We start from the raw sequence: 16,644 nt of genomic DNA on the forward strand, positions 1-16,644 counted from the left end.
CACAGCCAGCCGGACGCCGCCGCGAACAGGCGGCCCTGCGCTGGGTGCGCGCGTGCGCCACCGCTTCCCACTCCACGCCGGATCCGACCATGCACGCGACCTCCTCCCGTCTCCGCGCCACCGCCTTGCCGATCTCTGCACCGCATCGCCGCATGCGCGCGTGCACGCCGTCGTTGTTGTCCGCGACGCTGACCGCCTGCCTCGCAGCATCCCCGGCGCACGCTGCGGACGCGGCCGCCGGCACCGATGCGGACACCACGCCGACCACGCTGTCCGCGCTGGACGTGGTGGCCTCGCCGCATGCGGCGGCGGTGGCGCCTACGCAAGTGGTCGGCCCGAACCGCTATGTCATCAATGCCGGCGACATGGACGCCGACATCGCCGGCAGCAACGGCCTGGCGCGGCTGAAGACCGTGCCCGGCGCCAGCTACACCACCACCGACGGGCTGGGCCTGGACGTCTCCGCCACCAGCCTGTTCGTGCGCGGGTTCCGCATGAACGAAATGGGCATCAGCTTCGAAGGCGTGCCGTTGAACGACAGCGGCTTCCTGTCGTTGACCGGCACCAGCGTGGTCAACGTGGGCGTGCCGGACGCCATCGGCACCATCACGGTCAGCCCCGGCGCGGCACCGGTGAGCGTGTTCTCCAGCAGTGCCAACGGCGGCGCGCTGGAGTACCGCCTGGGCGAACCGAAGGACACGCCCGGCCTGCGCGTCAAGCAGGGCGTGGGCAGCGACGCGACCCGGGTCACCACGGTCTCCGCGCAGAGCGGGCAACTCGGCGCCAACGGCCCGAAGCTGCAGGTGGACCTGCAACGGCTGGGCGCGGACAAGTACCAGGGCGGCGGCACCCAGCGCTTCCTGCGCGGCGACCTGAAGGCGACGCAGGACGTGGCCTGGGGCACGTTCACCGTGTTCCTGTCGGCCAGCCACGCCGCGATGTGGGGCTACAACAACCTGTCCTTCGACATGCTCGGCAAGCTGGGCTGGCGCGCCGACAGTCTCTATCCCGACTACGCCAGGGCCTATGCCATCGCCTTGCCGCAGAACGCCGGCGCATCCTGCGGCGTCTACCACTGCGGCACGCTGGCCGGGCTGTTGCCGTACGACACCGGCCAGGTCACCGACGACCGCATCGCCTCGCTCGCGCACGACTTCCACATCTCCGACGCGCTCAGCGGACATGTGCAGGTCTACAGCGCGCGCAGCCGCACCCACGCCACGCTGAGCGATCCGACCACGCCCTCGCCCGACGCTGCGCCGTTCTCCGAGCAGGTGCAGGCGCCGCACCTGCAGCGCAGCGGCGCCCTGCTCAGCCTGAGCTACCTGCTCGGCCGGCACACCCTCAGCGCCGGCCTCTGGCAGGAGCACAGCAGCGCCGACGCGGCGACGTCCTGGTACACCGAGCCGCTGCTGGGGCAGGGCCGGCCGCTGCGCACCACCGGGCCGTGGGATGTGTACGGCCCGGCGTTCAAGACCGACAACGTCTCGCAGTGGACCACCCGCGCGCGCCAGGTCTACCTGCACGACGACATCGCGCTGAGCGACACTCTGGTGCTGGGCCTTGGCGCCAAGGCGGTGGATTTCCGCACCAGCGGCGGCGGTGTCGGCGATGCGCCGGACCGGCCGGCGGCCGGCACGCTGCGCGCGAAGAGCGCGTTCCTGCCGCACCTGTCGCTGTTCTGGAGCCCGACCGCGCAGACCGACGGCTTCATCGACCTGGGCAGCGCGATGAACGGCTTCCGCGTCGCCCAGCGCGGCAACATCGGCTATACCGCCTCGGCCTGGACCGTCCCCGACCAGGCCACGTTCGACCGCCTCGCCCGCCACCTGCAGCCGGAACAGGACTGGAACCTCACCCTCGGCGGCACCCATCGCTTCGACCGCGCCACCGTCACCGCGGACGTGTTCTACGGCGACATCCGCCATCGCCTGCTGTCGGCCGCGGTCGGCACCCAGTTCGCGCAGGTCAACACCGTGCAGGTGATGCCGAGGATGCACACCTTCGGCGCCGACCTGGGCGTGACCGCCGACCTCACCCCGCACCTGCAGTTCTACCAAGGCGTGGCGCTGGCGCGCTCGGTCTACGACCGCGACGTGGTCGTCGACGGCAACGTCTATCCGATCCAGGGCAAGGCGCAGCCGGGCTATCCGCAACTGTCGCTGGTCAGCGACCTGTCGGCGCATGTGCGCCACTGGCGCTTCGGCGCCACCAGCACCGAGTACCTGCATCAGCCCTTCACCTACGAGAACGACCTGCGCGTGCCGGCGTTCTGGCAGGTCAACACGTACACGGCGTACACGCTGGGGCCCGACAGCCCGCTACCCGGCCTGGAACTGCGCCTTGACGTCAGCAACCTGCTCGACCGCCACAACATCGGTACCGCCAACATCGCGGGCTCGGCCTTTGCCGGCGACTACCAGACGCTGCAGCGCAGCGCACCGCGGCAACTGCTGTTCAGCACCTCGCTGGCGTTCTGAGCGGGAGGCGCGCATGCATGGGGCAGACGCGGCGTTCACGGCGGTGCCACGCCGGCGCGACTAGAAGTTTCCGCACCGGTCCGCCGACGCATGCCGCGTCCGTTGGACCTCGCCGACACACGCGGCGCCCCACGACCGCAGCGGCTTATGGACAGGACATCGGCATGAGCGACGACACCCGCAACACCGGTTCGCCCGATCGCGACCGCATCAACCTCCACGAAGACGGCGAAGTGCGCGACTGGACGCAGGCACTGGGTGTGTCCGCCGACGAGCTGCGCGCCGCCGTACAGGCCGTGGGCAGCAGCGCCGCGGCGGTCCGCGCGCACCTGCGCACGTGACGCGGGCCGGGCCCGCGCCATGAGCCTCGCCGACTACCGCCGCAAGCGCCGCTTCGACAAGACCCGCGAGCCGGAGCCGGGCAAGCCGGTGCCGGCTGAGCAGCGGCCGATCTTCGTCGTGCAGCTGCACCACGCCAGCCGCCGCCATTACGATTTCCGCCTGCAGGTCGGCGATGCGCTGAAGAGCTGGGCAGTGCCGAAAGGGCCGAGCTACGACCCCAAGGTCAAGCGCATGGCGGTGGAAGTGGAAGACCATCCACTGGACTACGCCACGTTCGAGGGCGAGATCCCGCAGGGCGAATACGGCGGCGGCCACGTCGCCCAGTTCGATCACGGCGTGTGGAGCAGCGCGGACGATCCGGAGGCGCAACTGGCCAAGGGCCATCTGCGTTTCGAACTGTTCGGCGACAAGCTCAAGGGTGGCTGGCACCTGGTACGCTCGGGCAAGCCGGCGCGGCAACCGCAGTGGCTGCTGTTCAAGGAGGACGACGCCTTCGCCAGCGACCTGGAGGCCGACGACCTGCTGGCCGATGTCACTGCGGCGCCGGCGCAGGACGTCAAGCGCGCCGGCGCCGGCAAACCGGACAAGCGCAAGGTCACGGTGGTGGCGCCAGTGCGCAAAGGCCGCCGGACGAACTGGGCCAAGTTGGCCGAGGCGCTGCCGGGCGCGATGCGGGCGGCGGCGCCGGACGGACCGTTCGCGCCGCAGCTGGCCCGGCTGGGCGATGCCCCGCCGCAGGGCGCGCACTGGATCCACGAGATCAAGTGGGACGGCTACCGGATCCTGGCCACTGTCGCCGACGGCGTGGTGCGGCTGTGGTCGCGCAACGCGATCGAGTGGACCGACAAGATTCCCGAGATCCGCGATGCCATCGCCGCGCTGGGCCTGCGCTCGGCGGCGCTGGACGGCGAACTGATCGCCGGCAAGGGCACCAAGGAGGACTTCAACCTGCTGCAGGCGGTGCTGTCCGGCGAGCGCCAGGGCACGCTGGCACTGGCGCTGTTCGACCTGCTGCACCTGGACGGCATCGACATCGCCGCCGCACCGCTGTCCGAGCGCAAGGCGTTGTTGCAGCGGCTGCTGCAGGGCGCCGATACGCACTTGGCCTTCAGCTCGCATATCGACGGCGACGGCGAAGCCGCATTTCAGCTCGCCGGCGCGCAGCACTTCGAGGGCATCGTCTCCAAGCGCGCCGACCGCGGCTACCACGGCGGCCGCAGCGACGACTGGCGCAAAACCAAGCAGCTGCGCTCGGACGAATTCGCGGTGGTCGGCTACACCACACCCAAGGGCAGCCGCAGCGGCTTCGGCTCGCTGCTTCTGGCGCGGCCGGATCCCGAGCATGGCTGGCTGTATGTCGGGCGGGTCGGCTCCGGCTTCTCCGATGCCTTGCTGCGCGAGCTGACCGCGATGATCGGCAAGGCCGGCAGCGCCACGCCCAGCGTGCACGTGCCCACTACCGAGACCGACCTGCGCAGCGCGCGCTGGTTCGCGCCGCGCTTCGTGGTGGAGGTGTTCTACCGCGGCATCGGCGGACAGCAGTTGCTGCGCCAGGCCTCGCTGAAGGCGGTGCGTCCGGACAAGGACATCACCGACTTGGGCGATGCCGACGCACCGGCACCGCGCGCGGCGGCGGCGCGCGCGGCGCCGTCGGCCAGGAAAGCCAAGGCAGACGCAACGGCCAAAACAACGAAGGCGACCAAGGTGGCGAAGGCGGCGAAGTCGAGCGAGAACAAGACCGGCGGTCCCCGGCGCAGCAAGCGCGATGTCGCGGCCACGGGCACCGCGCGCACGCCGCCGACCCTGTCCAGCCCGGGCCGCGTGGTCTTCCCCGACATCGGCGCGACCAAGCGCGAGGTCTGGGACTACTACAGCGCGGTGATGGATCACCTGCTGCCGGAGATCGCCGGCCGCCCGCTGTCGATCATCCGCTGCCCCGCCGGCGCCGAACGCGCGTGCTTCTTCCAGAAGCACCACACCGCCGGGCTGGAACTGGTGTCGTCGGTGCGGTTGAAAGAAGAGAGCGGCACCCAGGCCGAGTACTTGGTGGTCGCGGATGCGGCTGGGATGCTCGAACTGGTGCAGTTCAATGCCCTGGAATTCCATCCCTGGGGCGCCAAGGCACAGCGCCCGGACGTGGCCGACCGCGTGGTGTTCGACCTGGACCCGGGGCCGGATGTGCCCTTCGCCGAGGTCAAGCGCGCGGCCACCGACATCCGCAAGCTGCTCGCGCAGCTGGAACTGGAATCGTTCCTGCGCGTGTCCGGCGGCAAGGGCCTGCACGTGGTGGTGCCGCTGGCGCCGGGCTGCGACTGGGACCTGACCAAGCGCTTCGCCCACGGCTTCGCCGACGCACTGGCGCAGTCGCAACCCGAGCGCTTCCTCGCCACCGCCAGCAAGCGCCTGCGCAACCAGCGCATCTTCGTCGATTACCTGCGCAACGGCCGCGGCGCCACCGCGGTGGCCTCGTATTCGCTGCGCGCCCGCGCCGGCGCCCCGGTGGCGATGCCGCTGGCCTGGAGCGACCTGCCCAAACTGCACCGCGCCGACGCCTTCAAGCTGCGCGACGTCCCCGCCAAGCTGAAACGGCGACGCAAGGATCCGTGGGCCGGCATCGACGCGCTGAAGCAGAACCTGGCGCGCTGGGCCGAAACGGAGTGAGCAAAGCCCCTCTCCCCCCGGGAGAGGGGTTGGGGTGAGGGTCGGCGCGTAGCGACTCGCTGAGATTGAACGCGAGCGACCGCACCCTCATCCGCCCCTGCGGGGCACCTTCTCCCGGTGGGAGAAGGGGGTCAAAAGCCCCTCTCCCGCCGGGAGAGGGGTTGGGGTGAGGGTCCGACGCGAAGCGACGCGCTGAGATCGAACACGAGCGACCGCACCCTCATCCGCCCCTGCGGGGCACCTTCTCCCGATGGGAGAAGGAGGAGCAAAGCCCCTCTCCCCTCGGGAGAGGGGTTGGGGTGAGGGTCCGACCGCCAGCCAACTCACCCCCTACCCCGTCGGCCCACCCATCACCGGCAGGATCGCGCCATTGATGTAGCTGGCGGTGATCGGCGAAGCCAGGAACACATACGCCGGCGACAGCTCCTCCGGCTGCGCCGGGCGTCCCATCGGGTTCTGCTTGCCGAACTCGGCCACGTCCTCGGCGGGCTTGTCGGCCGGATTGAGCGGCGTCCATACCGGCCCCGGCGCGACCGCGTTGACGCGGATGCCGCGCGGCTGCAACTGGCTGGCCAGGGCCATGGTGAAGGCATGGATCGCGCCCTTGGTCGCCGAATAATCCAGCAGCGACTTGCTGCCGAACAACCCGGTCTCCGAGCCGCTGTTGACGATCGCCGAGCCGCGCTTGAGATGCGGCAACGCCGCGCGCGCCATGTGGAAATAGCCGGCGATGTTGGTCTGCAAGGTCTCCTGCAGGTGCGCCTCGCTCAGGTCCTCCAGCGCATCGCAATGCAGCTGGAACGCGGCGTTGTTGACCAGCACGTCGAGCCCACCGAAGGCTTTGACGGTCTGCGCCACCGCGTCCTCGCAGAACGCTGGATCCTTCACGTCGCCGGCGATGGTGATGCAGCGGCGGCCTTCGTTCTCGACGTGCTGGCGGGTGACCTGCGCATCCTCGTGTTCGTCCAGGTACAGCACCGCCACATCCGCGCCCTCGCGCGCGAACAGCACCGCCACCGCGCGGCCGATGCCCGAATCGGCACCGGTCACGATCGCGCTCATGCCACGCAGCTTGCCGCTGCCCACGTACTCCGGCGCCTCGAAGCGCGGCTGCAGCGCCAGCTCGTGCTCGTTGCCCGGCTTGGCCAGGTGCTGCCTGGGCATGCGCTGCGGCTGCTTGCGCGGCCCGGCCTGGCCGGCGTCGCCCGGCTTGGCGCGCTTGGGCTTGGGCTTGGCGTCGCCGGCATCGACCGCGCGCTGCAGTGCGCGTTGCTGCTGCACGGTCTTGGCGCTGGACGACGCCACGGCGCCACCGCGCTTGGACGGGGCGGACTTGGTGGCGGCAGGACGCTTGCGGGAGGCCATCGGCAATACTCCGGATGCGGGAGGAGGACGCAATCGCGCAGTCCCCCTCGAAGGGAAGGAACGGGCGTCGCTCAGGCGCGGTCGGCGAGACCGCTGACGCCGGCGTGCTGGGCGCAGTGCGCGCAGCAGAACATGCGCTCGCCGGCCTGCACGCCGTGGCCGACGATGCGGCACTCGCAGTGGCTGCAGCGCGGGGCGAAGGCGTGGATGGCGCACTCGAACGAATCGAAGGTACCGCTGCGCGCGCCCTGGGTCAGGGTGAAGGCCTGGTCGTAGTCGTTTCCGCAGACATCGCAGGTGGCCATGATCGGCTCCGGTTGCTGGGGGAATCCCGAGTCTGGCCCCGGCGGCGGCCACGACCGGTGAAACCGCCGGCGCGATCTCTTCATGCGGCGCAAACATGCGCCGCGACAGGCTCGCGCCATCGATCAAAGGAGACGCCCCATGATCCGCCACCCGCTCGCCCGCCTCGCCCCGTTCGCCGCCGTGCTGTTGCTCGGCGCCTGCAGCACCACCCAGGTGGCGCAGGTGCAGCCGATCGACGGCGTCATCTCCGGCCAGTGCCATATCGACAAGGTCCGCGGCGCGGTCGGCCTGGCCGCCTCGCGCATGACCGTCGAACGCGCCCGCGTCGACAGCGACAGCCTCAAGGTGCAGGTAGTCAAGAGCAGCGTCAGCGACAACGGCGCCACCTCCAGCGGCGTGGACAGCGCCAACCGCGGCGCGCGCGAGACCGGCGGCGACCGCCTGACCGTCGAGATCGGCCCGACCAACAACATCACTACCGTGTATTGCGGCTGATCCGCGTCGCCGGGCCCGCCCGCCGCGCCCGCGGCGGCGCGGTGCTCAGGCGCGCTTGCGTGCGGGAGTTGCGGTCTTGCGCTTGGCGCGGGTACCGCTGCCCTGCGCGCCCGCCGCAGCGCCCTTGCGCGCAGCACGTGCGCCCTTGCGCAGCGGCGGCGCCTTGGCCGAGCTGCGATCGGCGGCCTTGGCCGCCTTGCGTGCCGCGGTGCGTGCCCGCCCCAGGTACTTCAGCGTGATCAGATCCCACTGCCGTTCGCCGCGCACGCCCTCGCACAGGCCGTGCAGGCGCCCGCAGCGCCAGCCGTCGAATACGCACGGGTCGATATAGGCCTTGCGGCACACCGCCGGGGTGTTGCCGAGCGCCTCGGCCACCTCACGGATCACCGCGTTCTGCGCCTGCGCCAGCGCGCGCTCGCCGCCGGTGTCGGGCAGCGGCAGCGCGGCCAGCCGTTGCAGCGCGGCGCGGGTGCCGCCCCAGGTGCGGAAGTCCTTGGCGGTGAAGCTCTCGCCCATCGCCTCGCGCAGGTAGTCGTTGACCTCGCCGGAGTCCACCGGCTGCAGCTGGCCGTCGTCGTCGCGGTACTGGAACAGCGCCTGCCCCGGCAATTGCTGGCAGCCACGGATCAGCTTGACCAGGTGCACGTCGTCGACCTCGATGTCGTGCTCCTGGCCGCCCTTGCCGCGGAACTGTAGCCGCGCACGGCCGCCCTTCACGAACGCCAGGTGGCGGTTGCGCAGCGTGGTCAGACCGTAGGAGCGGTTGCTGCGCGCGTATTCGGCGTTGCCCACGCGCACCAGGGTCTCGGCCATCAGCGCCACCACCATCGCCAACACCTTGTCGCGCGGGTAGCCGGGCAGCGCCATGTCGCGACGCAGGCGCCGGCGCAGCCGCGGCAGGGCCTGGCCGAAGGCGACGATGCGCTCGAACTTGCCGTCGCCGCGCACCTGCGCCCAGTCGACGTGGTAGCGGTACTGCTTGCGCCGGCGCGCGTCGCGGCCGGTGGCCTGCAGGTGGCCGTTGTCGCGCGTGCAGATCCACACTTCGGTGTAGGCCGGCGGGATCGCCAGTTGGCGGATGCGCTGCAGGGTGGCCGCATCGCGCACCGCGCTGCCGTCCGGCAGACGGTAGCCGAACCCCTTGCCGGCGCGGCGGCGGACGATGCCCGGCTCCTGGTCGCTGACATAGACCAGGCCCGCGCTGCTGGCGGCCTGGCGGGACTGGCGGGCACGCGCCGCCTCGGCCGCGGCGGTGGAACGGGACGCGTTGGACATCGGACCTCCGGAAGCCGGAACCGCGGCCCGCGCCGCCGGTTCCACGAGCATCGATTGTCGGCAGTGCCGCGGCTAGGCCGCGTGAGCGATTGCCGCCTGCGGCATATCGGTCCACCGCTGCGGAAGTACTGCGGTCCTTGTGGGAGGGACTTCAGTCCCGACGCCCGACGCGGTCGGCGCGCCTTGGACATCACGCGTCGCAGCTCAAGTCATTCCCGCAAGGCGTGTCAACGTGCCGGTTAACGCCTGGCGAACGCGCGGTGTCCGATCCTGTCGCCACCGGAACCTGCGCTGCGCCGGCGCCTGCCGTCGCCCGGCGAGACGACGGCAACGCAAAGCGCATCACACGCTCTATGCTTCACCCCTCTTCCCTCCAGCCATAGGAGCCCCGATGAGCAACCTCCTTTCCTCCCGTGCGTCCACGCGTGCCGGCCTGCTCGGCACGGCCTGCCTGGCGCTGGCCCTGGCCGCCTGCGGCGCGCCGCCGCCGGACGAGCAGGAACAGGTGAGCGCCAAGGCCCAGGCCGCCGCGCAGCAGGCCGCCGCGCCGGACCCGGCCAACGCACCGGACGCCCCGCCGGTGGGCACCTGCGATGCCTCGCAGGCGCAGGGCCTGGTCGGCCAGACCTTCGCGCCGGCGCTGCTGGACCAGGCGCGCAGCGACACCGGCGCCAAGACCGCGCGCGTGCTCAAGCCGAACCAGGCAGTGACCATGGAGTTCAACGGCGAACGGCTCAACATCGAGGTCGACGAGAAGAACCAGATCACCGGCGTGCGCTGCGGCTAGGGCCTGTCCTCATTCCCGGGCAGGTCGCGCCACCCTTGCGCGCGCCCGGGGCAAGGAAGTGCGAGGGAGTGGACGTCTGTCCATGACGGGCAATGACACAGTCCCGGGCACGCACAAGGACAGGCCCGGGGGCGCCGCCAGGACGCCCGGCGCGGCGGCGGCGACAGCGCCGCCGCCAGCGCTGAAGTTGCAGGTGTAACGGTGTATTGCGGCACCGCACCAACTATGTTTTAGTCGGGATTCCGGTGACCTCAAGAAGCGCTCCAGGACAGAGCGGGGGCGAGTGTCGCCGCGTTCCTTCGGATCGCTTTCAGAGGCAGACATGGCCCCCCGCAACCGCCACGGGCTCTACGACCCCCAAGACGAGCGCGATGCCTGTGGTTTCGGCATGGTCGCGCAACTCGACGACCAACCTTCGCGGGCGCTGGTGGATACCGCCATCGCCGCCCTGTCGCGCATGACCCATCGCGGCGGTGTCGCCGCCGACGGCCTCACCGGCGACGGCTGCGGCCTGCTGATCCGCAAACCCGAGCCGTTCCTGCGCGCGCTGGCGCGCGAGGCCGGCATCGCGGTCGGCGCGCGCTTCGCTGCCGGCAACGTGTTCCTGCCGCGCGACGATGCCGATGCCGCCGCGCGCTGCCGCCAGGTGCTGGAAGAAGAACTGCGCCGCGTCGACGTGCAGCCATGCGGCTGGCGCCTCACCCCCATCGACGATGCGGTGTGCGGGCAACTGGCCAAGGACACCCTGCCGCGCATCGAGCAGGTGTTCGTCGACGCCGGCGCCGAGCAGAGTGAAGACGCGTTCGCCCTGGCCCTGTTCCTGGCCCGCCGCCGCGCCGAGCAGCGCCTGCGCGAGGTCGCCGATTTCTACGTCACCACGCTCTCGCCCAACGGCATCAGCTACAAGGGCATGGTGCTGCCGGACAAGCTCAGCACCTTCTACCCGGACCTGCAGCGCAACGACCTGGCCTCCAGCGCCATCGTGTTCCACCAGCGCTTCTCCACCAACACGCTGCCGCGCTGGCCGCTGGCGCACCCGTTCCGCCTGCTCGCGCACAACGGCGAGATCAACACCATCGAGGGCAACCGGCACTGGGCGCAGGCGCGCAGCAAGGTATGGAAGACCCCGCGTTTCGACATCGCCGAGCTGGACCCGGTGATCTCGATGCATGGCTCCGATTCGCAGAGCCTGGACAACATGCTCGAGCTGCTGGTCGCCGGCGGCATGGATCTGCTGCAGGCGCTGCGCATCCTGGTGCCGCCGGCCACCCAGTCGCTGGAGTTCAAGGACGCCGACCTGGCCGCCTTCTACGAGTTCTACGGCCTCAACACCGAGCCGTGGGACGGCCCGGCCGGCATCGTCGCCTGCGACGGCCGCTACGCCGCATGCATGCTCGACCGCAACGGCCTGCGCCCGGCGCGCTGGATGCTGACCTCCGACCGGCATTTCCTGGTGGCCTCCGAAGCCGGCGTGTGGGAACTGCCGGCCGAGCGCGTCACCCGCAAGGGCAAGCTCGGCCCCGGCGAGATGATGGCCATCGACCTCAAGCGCGGCGACCTGCTCGATTCGGACGCCATCGACCGCATCAACCGCGGCCGCGCCCCGTACAAGCAATGGCTGCAGCAGGGCGTGACCTACCTGCAGACCGAACTGATCGACCCCTCGCTGGTCGAGGAGCCGTTCGACGAGCGCACCCTGCGCAGCTACCACAAGCTGTTCCAGCTCAGCACCGAGGAAGTGGAGCAGGTGCTGCGGCCGCTGGCCGAGACCGAGCAGGAAGCCACCGGCTCGATGGGCGACGACACGCCGATGGCGGTGCTCAGCCGCCACACGCGGCCGCTGTACGACTACTTCCGCCAGGCCTTCGCCCAGGTCACCAACCCGCCGATCGACCCGCTGCGGGAAGACTGCGTGATGTCGCTGACCACCCAGCTCGGCAAGGAGACCAACATCTTCCATGCCGGCCCGGAGACGGTGAACCACGTCATCCTCAACTCGCCGGTGCTCAGCCAGCGCAAGCTGCGGCAGTTGCTGAAGATGCCGCAGTACCTGACCCGCAACGCGCAGATCGACCTGTCCTACAGCGTCGAGGAAGGCCTGGAGGCCGGGCTCAAGCGCATCTGCGCCGAGGCCGAACAGGCCGCGCGCGACGGCAAGGTCATGCTGCTGCTGACCGACCGCTACCCGGTGCCGGAGCGGCCGATGGCGCATGCGCTGCTGGCCACCGGCGCGGTGCACCACCACCTCTCGCGGGTGGGCCTGCGCTGCGACGTCAACCTGATCATCGAGACCGGCACCGCGCGCGATCCGCACCACATGGCCTGCCTGCTCGGCTTCGGCGCCACCGCGGTGTATCCGTACCTGGCCTACCAGACCCTGTTCGACCTGGGCCGGCGCGGCATCCTGCTGCTCAAGAGCGGCGGCGAGCAGACCCAGATCGGCCGCAAGTACCGCAAGGGCATCTACAAGGGCCTGTCCAAGATCATCTCCAAGATGGGCATCTGCACCATCGCCAGCTATCGCGGCGCGCAGCTGTTCGAGATCGTCGGGCTGGATCCGGACGTGGTGGCGCTGTGCTTCCCGGACACCGCCGCGCGCATCGGCGGCGTCGGCCTGGCGCGGCTGGACACCGAGGCGCGGCAGCTCGCCGCGCGCGCCTGGAACGACCTGCTCAAGCCGGAAGTGGGCGGCCTGCTCAAGTACGTGCACGGCGGCGAGTACCACATGTACAACCCGGACGTGGTGCTGACCCTGCAGCGCGCCACCCGCAGCGGCCTGCAGGCCGACTGGGACGCCTACGCCGCCGCGGTGCACGGGCGCCCGGCCTCGGCCCTGCGCGACCTGCTGCAACTCAAGCGCGCGGCCACGCCGACGCCGCTGGACGAGGTCGCCCCGGCCGAGGACCTGCTGCGCCGCTTCGACACCGCCGCGATCAGCCTCGGCGCGCTGTCGCCGGAGGCGCACGAGGCGCTGGCGATCGCGATGAACCGCCTCGGCGGGCGCAGCAATTCCGGCGAAGGCGGCGAAGACCCGGCGCGCTACGGCACCGAGAAGCGCTCCAAGATCAAGCAGGTGGCCTCCGGCCGCTTCGGCGTCACCCCCGAATACCTAGTCAACGCCGAGGTGCTGCAGATCAAGGTCGCGCAGGGCGCCAAGCCCGGCGAAGGCGGCCAGTTGCCCGGGCACAAGGTCAACGAACTGATCGCGCGGCTGCGCTACGCCAAGCCGGGCATCGGCCTGATCTCGCCGCCGCCGCACCACGACATCTACTCGATCGAAGACCTCGCGCAGCTGATCTACGACCTCAAGCAGGTCAATCCGAGCGCGCTGGTGTCGGTGAAGCTGGTCAGCCATGCCGGCGTGGGCACCATCGCCGCCGGCGTGGTCAAGGCCGGCGCCGACCTGATCACCGTGTCCGGCCACGACGGCGGCACCGGCGCCAGCCCGGTCAGCTCGATCCGCTACGCCGGCGTGCCGTGGGAACTGGGCGTGGCCGAGTCGCACCAGGCGCTGGTCGCCAACGACTTGCGCGCGCGCACCATCCTGCAGACCGACGGCGGCCTGAAGACCGGCCTGGACGTGGTCAAGGCCGCGATCCTGGGTGCGGACAGCTTCGGCTTCGGCACTGGGCCGATGATCGTGCTCGGCTGCAAGTACCTGCGCATCTGCCACCTCAACAACTGCGCCACCGGCGTGGCCACCCAGGACGAGCGCCTGCGCGCCAACCACTTCGTCGGCCTGCCCGAGCGCGTGGAGAACTTCTTCCGCCTGCTGGCCGAGGAAGTGCGGCAATGGCTCGCGTACCTGGGCGTGCGCTCGCTGGACGAGATCGTCGGCCGCACCGAACTGCTGCAGCAACTGGACATCTGCCCGCGCGAAGGCGTGCGCGTGGATCTGTCGCGGCTGCTCAAGGACGTGCGCCACGACGGCGGCCACTGCGCCGCGCAGCGCCTGTACGAATCGCCGGACAGCCTGGCCACGCAGATGGACGGCCTGCTCGCCGACGCCATCGCGCACAAGCGCGGCGGCGACCATCGCTTCCTGATCCACAACACCGACCGCTCGATCGGCGCGCGCCTGTCCGGCGCCATCGCCCGCGTCCACGGCAACCACGGCATGGACGATGCACCGCTGACCCTGCGCTTCCGCGGCTCGGCCGGGCAGAGCTTCGGCGCGTTCAACGCCGGCGGCCTGCACCTGGAGCTGGAAGGCGAGGCCAACGACTACGTCGGCAAGGGCATGGCCGGCGGCCGCCTGGTGGTACGTCCGCCGCGCGGCGCGCGTTTCGAGGCGCGCAGCACCGCGATCATCGGCAACACCTGCCTGTACGGCGCCACCGGTGGCGAACTGTACGCCGCCGGCCGCGCCGGCGAGCGCTTCGCGGTGCGCAACTCCGGCGCGCTGGCGGTGATCGAGGGCGCCGGCGACCACTGCTGCGAATACATGACCGACGGCATCGTGCTGGTGCTGGGCAAGGTCGGCCTGAACTTCGGTGCCGGCTTCACCGGCGGCCTGGCCTACGTGCTCGACGTGGACCGCGACTTCGTCGACCGCTACAACCACGAACTGATCGACATCCACCGCATCTCCGCCGAAGGCTTCGAGAGCCACCGCCAGCACCTGCACAAGCTGATCAGCCGCCACCGCGAACTGACCGGCAGCATCTGGGCGCAGCAGATCCTCGACGAGTTCCGCGACTACGTCGGCAAGTTCTGGCTGGTCAAACCGAAGGCGGCGAGCATCGAGTCGTTGACCGAGTCGCTGAGGCGCGCCGCCTAGTGGCGGCGCGTCGGGAATCGGGAATGGAGAATCGGGAATGGTAAAAGCCCGGCTCTCCCAGTTTCCGATCGCGCGCGCAGATTCGCTTTTGCCATTCCCCATTCCCCATTCGCGATTCCCAGCCCTATGAGCCGCAAGCACGCCTTCCAGTTCCTCGACCTGCCGCGGCAGATGCCGCAACGCATTCCGGTGGAACTGCGCACCTCCGGCGACTGGAACGAGCTGTACGGCAAGTTCGACAAGGCCGATGCGCAATACCAGGCCGGGCGCTGCCTGGATTGCGGCAACCCGTACTGCAGCTGGAAGTGCCCGGTGCACAACGCCATCCCGCAGTGGCTGCAGCTGGTGCAGGAAAACCGTATCGAAGAGGCCGCGGCACTGTGCCACAGCACCAATCCGCTGCCGGAGGTGTGCGGCCGGGTGTGTCCGCAGGACCGCCTGTGCGAAGGCAGCTGCACGCTGGAGGAATTCGGCGCGGTCACCATCGGCGCGGTGGAGAAGTACATCGTCGATACCGCGCTCAACAACGGTTGGCGCCCGGACCTGAGCCAGGTCGAACCCACCGGCAAGCGCGTGGCGGTGGTCGGCGCCGGGCCGGCCGGGCTGAGCTGCGCCGACCGTCTGGCCCGCGCCGGCATCCAGGCGGTGGTATACGACCGCTACGAGCAGATCGGCGGGCTGCTGCAGTTCGGCATCCCCAGCTTCAAGCTGGACAAGAGCGTGATCGGCAAGCGCCGCGAGGTGCTCGAAGGCATGGGCGTGCAGTTCCGCCTGGGCGTGGAGATCGGCCGCGACGTGAGCCTGGAGCAGTTGCTCGAGGAGTACGACGCGGTGTTCCTGGGCACCGGCGCCTACCGCTACACCGACGGCGGCCTGCCCGGCCAGGACATGCCCGGCGTGCTGCCGGCGCTGCCGTTCCTGGTGCAGAACAGCCGCATCGTCGGCGGCAACGATCCCTGGGGCCGGCCGATCGCCGGCTGGGAAGACAAGATCGCGCTGCCCGACCTGAGCGGCAAGCGCGTGGTGGTGCTCGGCGGCGGCGATACCGGCATGGACTGCGTGCGCAGCGCGATCCGCCTGGGCGCGGCCAAGGTCACCTGCGCCTACCGCCGCGACGAGGCCAACATGCCCGGCTCGGCGCGCGAGGTGGCCAATGCGCGCGAGGAAGGTGTGCGTTTCCTGTTCAACCGCCAGCCGCTGGCGGTGGAAGCCGATGCCGCCGGCAACCTGGCCGGCGTGCGCGTGGTGCAGACCCGGCTCGGCGAGCCGGATGCGCGCGGGCGCCAGGCCGCGGTGCCGGTGGAAGGCAGTGAATCGCTGCTGGACGCGGACGTGGTCATCATCGCCTTCGGCTTCTCGCCGAGCGTGCCGGACTGGCTGGCGGCGCAAGGCGTGGAAGGTACCGCCAACGGCCGCATCCTCGCCGGCGGCAGCGAGCCCGACGGCAGCGGCCGCCTGCCGTACCAGACCACCAACCCGAAACTGTTCGCCGGCGGCGACGCCGTGCGCGGCGCCGACCTGGTGGTGACTGCGGTGGCCGAAGGCCGCGACGCGGCAGCCAGCATCGCCGAATGGATCGGCAACCGCCTGCCGGTGACGACCCAGGCTGCGGCCTGAGCGACGCTGCGAGGCTGCTGCAGCGTTCGGTTAGTTCGGCGGCGACGGCGGCGGCACAACTTGCTCGACTGGGCGATGTGGCCTCCGACCGCATCGCCGAATCGCTGCGCCCTGCATTCGCCGAGAGGCGAGGACGCCTCGAGCGGCCGGCCTCCAGCCACGTCGCCAGCGCCAGCGCTGGCCTCGGCATGGACCTCGTCGAACGCTACCGCCTCGGTACCACCGCCGCCGGCAGCGATCGCCTTCAACGCCACCACCGCCGCGGCGCAGGTAGCGTCACCGGCCTCTAGCGAACACCTTCTCCACCGCTCGTCCTTCGCTGCGCACCCAACCTGGCGCGCCGGCGATGGAAGCATGGCCGCGACCTCGATCACGCCGCTGCCGACGGCTGCACCACGCACCTGATGTGACGCCGCCGACGTCCGCGCGCAGCGTGTCCGCGCCAGGTGAATGCCGGGCTAACACGGGTGCGTGCAGGCTGGCGATCACGGGGGCGATCCTTGCACGCTTGCGCCTGCCGCTCTGCGCTCCCCCGA

Annotated in this window: 11 protein-coding genes; 8 read left to right on the plus strand and 3 right to left on the minus strand. The window is 70.6% G+C overall.

Features of this window, described 5'->3' with window-relative positions:
- Positions 1–152 precede the first annotated feature (152 nt).
- The 3 genes from SLW52_RS07790 (at position 153) to ligD (ending at position 5,483) form a co-directional block, all read left to right on the plus strand.
- Positions 153–2,480 (plus strand): TonB-dependent receptor, encoded by a 2,328-nt coding sequence (locus SLW52_RS07790; RefSeq protein ID WP_320740082.1) that lies wholly within the window; start codon positions 153–155, stop codon positions 2,478–2,480.
- Between the two features lie 164 nt (positions 2,481–2,644).
- Positions 2,645–2,821, plus strand: coding sequence for a DUF3606 domain-containing protein (locus SLW52_RS07795; protein ID WP_320739907.1), 177 nt, complete (start codon positions 2,645–2,647; stop codon positions 2,819–2,821).
- A 19-nt stretch (positions 2,822–2,840) separates the two neighbouring features.
- On the plus strand, positions 2,841–5,483 hold the full coding sequence (ligD, locus tag SLW52_RS07800; RefSeq protein ID WP_320739909.1) for a DNA ligase D: 2,643 nt from the start codon (positions 2,841–2,843) through the stop codon (positions 5,481–5,483).
- A 330-nt stretch (positions 5,484–5,813) separates the two neighbouring features.
- Here ligD and SLW52_RS07805 read toward each other — a convergent pair whose 3' ends face one another.
- Both SLW52_RS07805 and SLW52_RS07810 read right to left on the minus strand, forming a co-directional pair.
- Positions 5,814–6,848: an SDR family oxidoreductase gene (locus SLW52_RS07805; protein ID WP_320739910.1), complete on the minus strand. Its 1,035-nt coding sequence runs from the start codon at positions 6,846–6,848 to the stop codon at positions 5,814–5,816.
- 71 nt (positions 6,849–6,919) lie between these two features.
- Entirely contained in the window at positions 6,920–7,153 is a 234-nt protein-coding gene (locus tag SLW52_RS07810) for a hypothetical protein (protein ID WP_010342266.1), read from the minus strand.
- Between the two features lie 139 nt (positions 7,154–7,292).
- On the opposite strand from SLW52_RS07810, the gene SLW52_RS07815 reads away from it, so the two are divergent.
- Entirely contained in the window at positions 7,293–7,649 is a 357-nt protein-coding gene (locus SLW52_RS07815) for a hypothetical protein (RefSeq protein WP_017909735.1), read from the plus strand.
- A gap of 45 nt (positions 7,650–7,694) precedes the next feature.
- Here the strand turns inward: SLW52_RS07815 and SLW52_RS07820 are convergent, their stop codons facing one another.
- On the minus strand, positions 7,695–8,924 hold the full coding sequence (locus tag SLW52_RS07820; protein WP_152237973.1) for a DNA topoisomerase IB: 1,230 nt from the start codon (positions 8,922–8,924) through the stop codon (positions 7,695–7,697).
- Between the two features lie 391 nt (positions 8,925–9,315).
- Between SLW52_RS07820 and SLW52_RS07825 the strand changes: the two genes are divergently transcribed.
- The 4 genes from SLW52_RS07825 to SLW52_RS07840 all read left to right on the plus strand — a co-directional run bounded on the left by SLW52_RS07825 (position 9,316) and on the right by SLW52_RS07840 (position 16,398).
- Positions 9,316–9,711: an I78 family peptidase inhibitor gene (locus SLW52_RS07825; RefSeq protein WP_148829055.1), complete on the plus strand. Its 396-nt coding sequence runs from the start codon at positions 9,316–9,318 to the stop codon at positions 9,709–9,711.
- Positions 9,712–10,033: 322 nt separating this feature from the next.
- Complete coding sequence (gene gltB, locus SLW52_RS07830) at positions 10,034–14,491, plus strand: glutamate synthase large subunit (protein ID WP_320739913.1); 4,458 nt, start codon at positions 10,034–10,036, stop codon at positions 14,489–14,491.
- Positions 14,492–14,617: 126 nt separating this feature from the next.
- Complete coding sequence (locus tag SLW52_RS07835; RefSeq protein WP_267103124.1) at positions 14,618–16,108, plus strand: FAD-dependent oxidoreductase; 1,491 nt, start codon at positions 14,618–14,620, stop codon at positions 16,106–16,108.
- Positions 16,063–16,398 (plus strand): hypothetical protein, encoded by a 336-nt coding sequence (locus tag SLW52_RS07840; RefSeq protein WP_152237971.1) that lies wholly within the window; start codon positions 16,063–16,065, stop codon positions 16,396–16,398. Before SLW52_RS07835 ends, SLW52_RS07840 begins: the two co-directional genes overlap by 46 nt.
- Positions 16,399–16,644: the final 246 nt, after the last annotated feature.

Origin of the sequence: Xanthomonas sp. LF02-5 (assembly GCF_034105325.1) — a bacterium.
GTDB classification, from domain to species: Bacteria; Pseudomonadota; Gammaproteobacteria; order Xanthomonadales; family Xanthomonadaceae; genus Xanthomonas_A; species Xanthomonas_A sontii.

Excerpts from the sequence above, each read along its gene's own strand:
- SLW52_RS07840 (WP_152237971.1), top strand. The coding sequence starts at position 16,063 with ATGGATCGGCAACCGCCTGCCGGTGACGACCCAGGCTGCGGCCTGAGC.
- SLW52_RS07815 (WP_017909735.1), top strand. The coding sequence starts at position 7,293 with ATGATCCGCCACCCGCTCGCCCGCCTCGCCCCGTTCGCCGCCGTGCTG.
- SLW52_RS07835 (WP_267103124.1), top strand. The coding sequence starts at position 14,618 with ATGAGCCGCAAGCACGCCTTCCAGTTCCTCGACCTGCCGCGGCAGATG.
- SLW52_RS07820 (WP_152237973.1), bottom strand. The coding sequence starts at position 8,924 with ATGTCCAACGCGTCCCGTTCCACCGCCGCGGCCGAGGCGGCGCGTGCC.
- SLW52_RS07790 (WP_320740082.1), top strand. The coding sequence starts at position 153 with ATGCGCGCGTGCACGCCGTCGTTGTTGTCCGCGACGCTGACCGCCTGC.
- SLW52_RS07825 (WP_148829055.1), top strand. The coding sequence starts at position 9,316 with ATGAGCAACCTCCTTTCCTCCCGTGCGTCCACGCGTGCCGGCCTGCTC.
- SLW52_RS07795 (WP_320739907.1), top strand. The coding sequence starts at position 2,645 with ATGAGCGACGACACCCGCAACACCGGTTCGCCCGATCGCGACCGCATC.
- SLW52_RS07805 (WP_320739910.1), bottom strand. The coding sequence starts at position 6,848 with ATGGCCTCCCGCAAGCGTCCTGCCGCCACCAAGTCCGCCCCGTCCAAG.
- gltB (WP_320739913.1), top strand. The coding sequence starts at position 10,034 with ATGGCCCCCCGCAACCGCCACGGGCTCTACGACCCCCAAGACGAGCGC.
- SLW52_RS07810 (WP_010342266.1), bottom strand. The coding sequence starts at position 7,153 with ATGGCCACCTGCGATGTCTGCGGAAACGACTACGACCAGGCCTTCACC.
- ligD (WP_320739909.1), top strand. The coding sequence starts at position 2,841 with ATGAGCCTCGCCGACTACCGCCGCAAGCGCCGCTTCGACAAGACCCGC.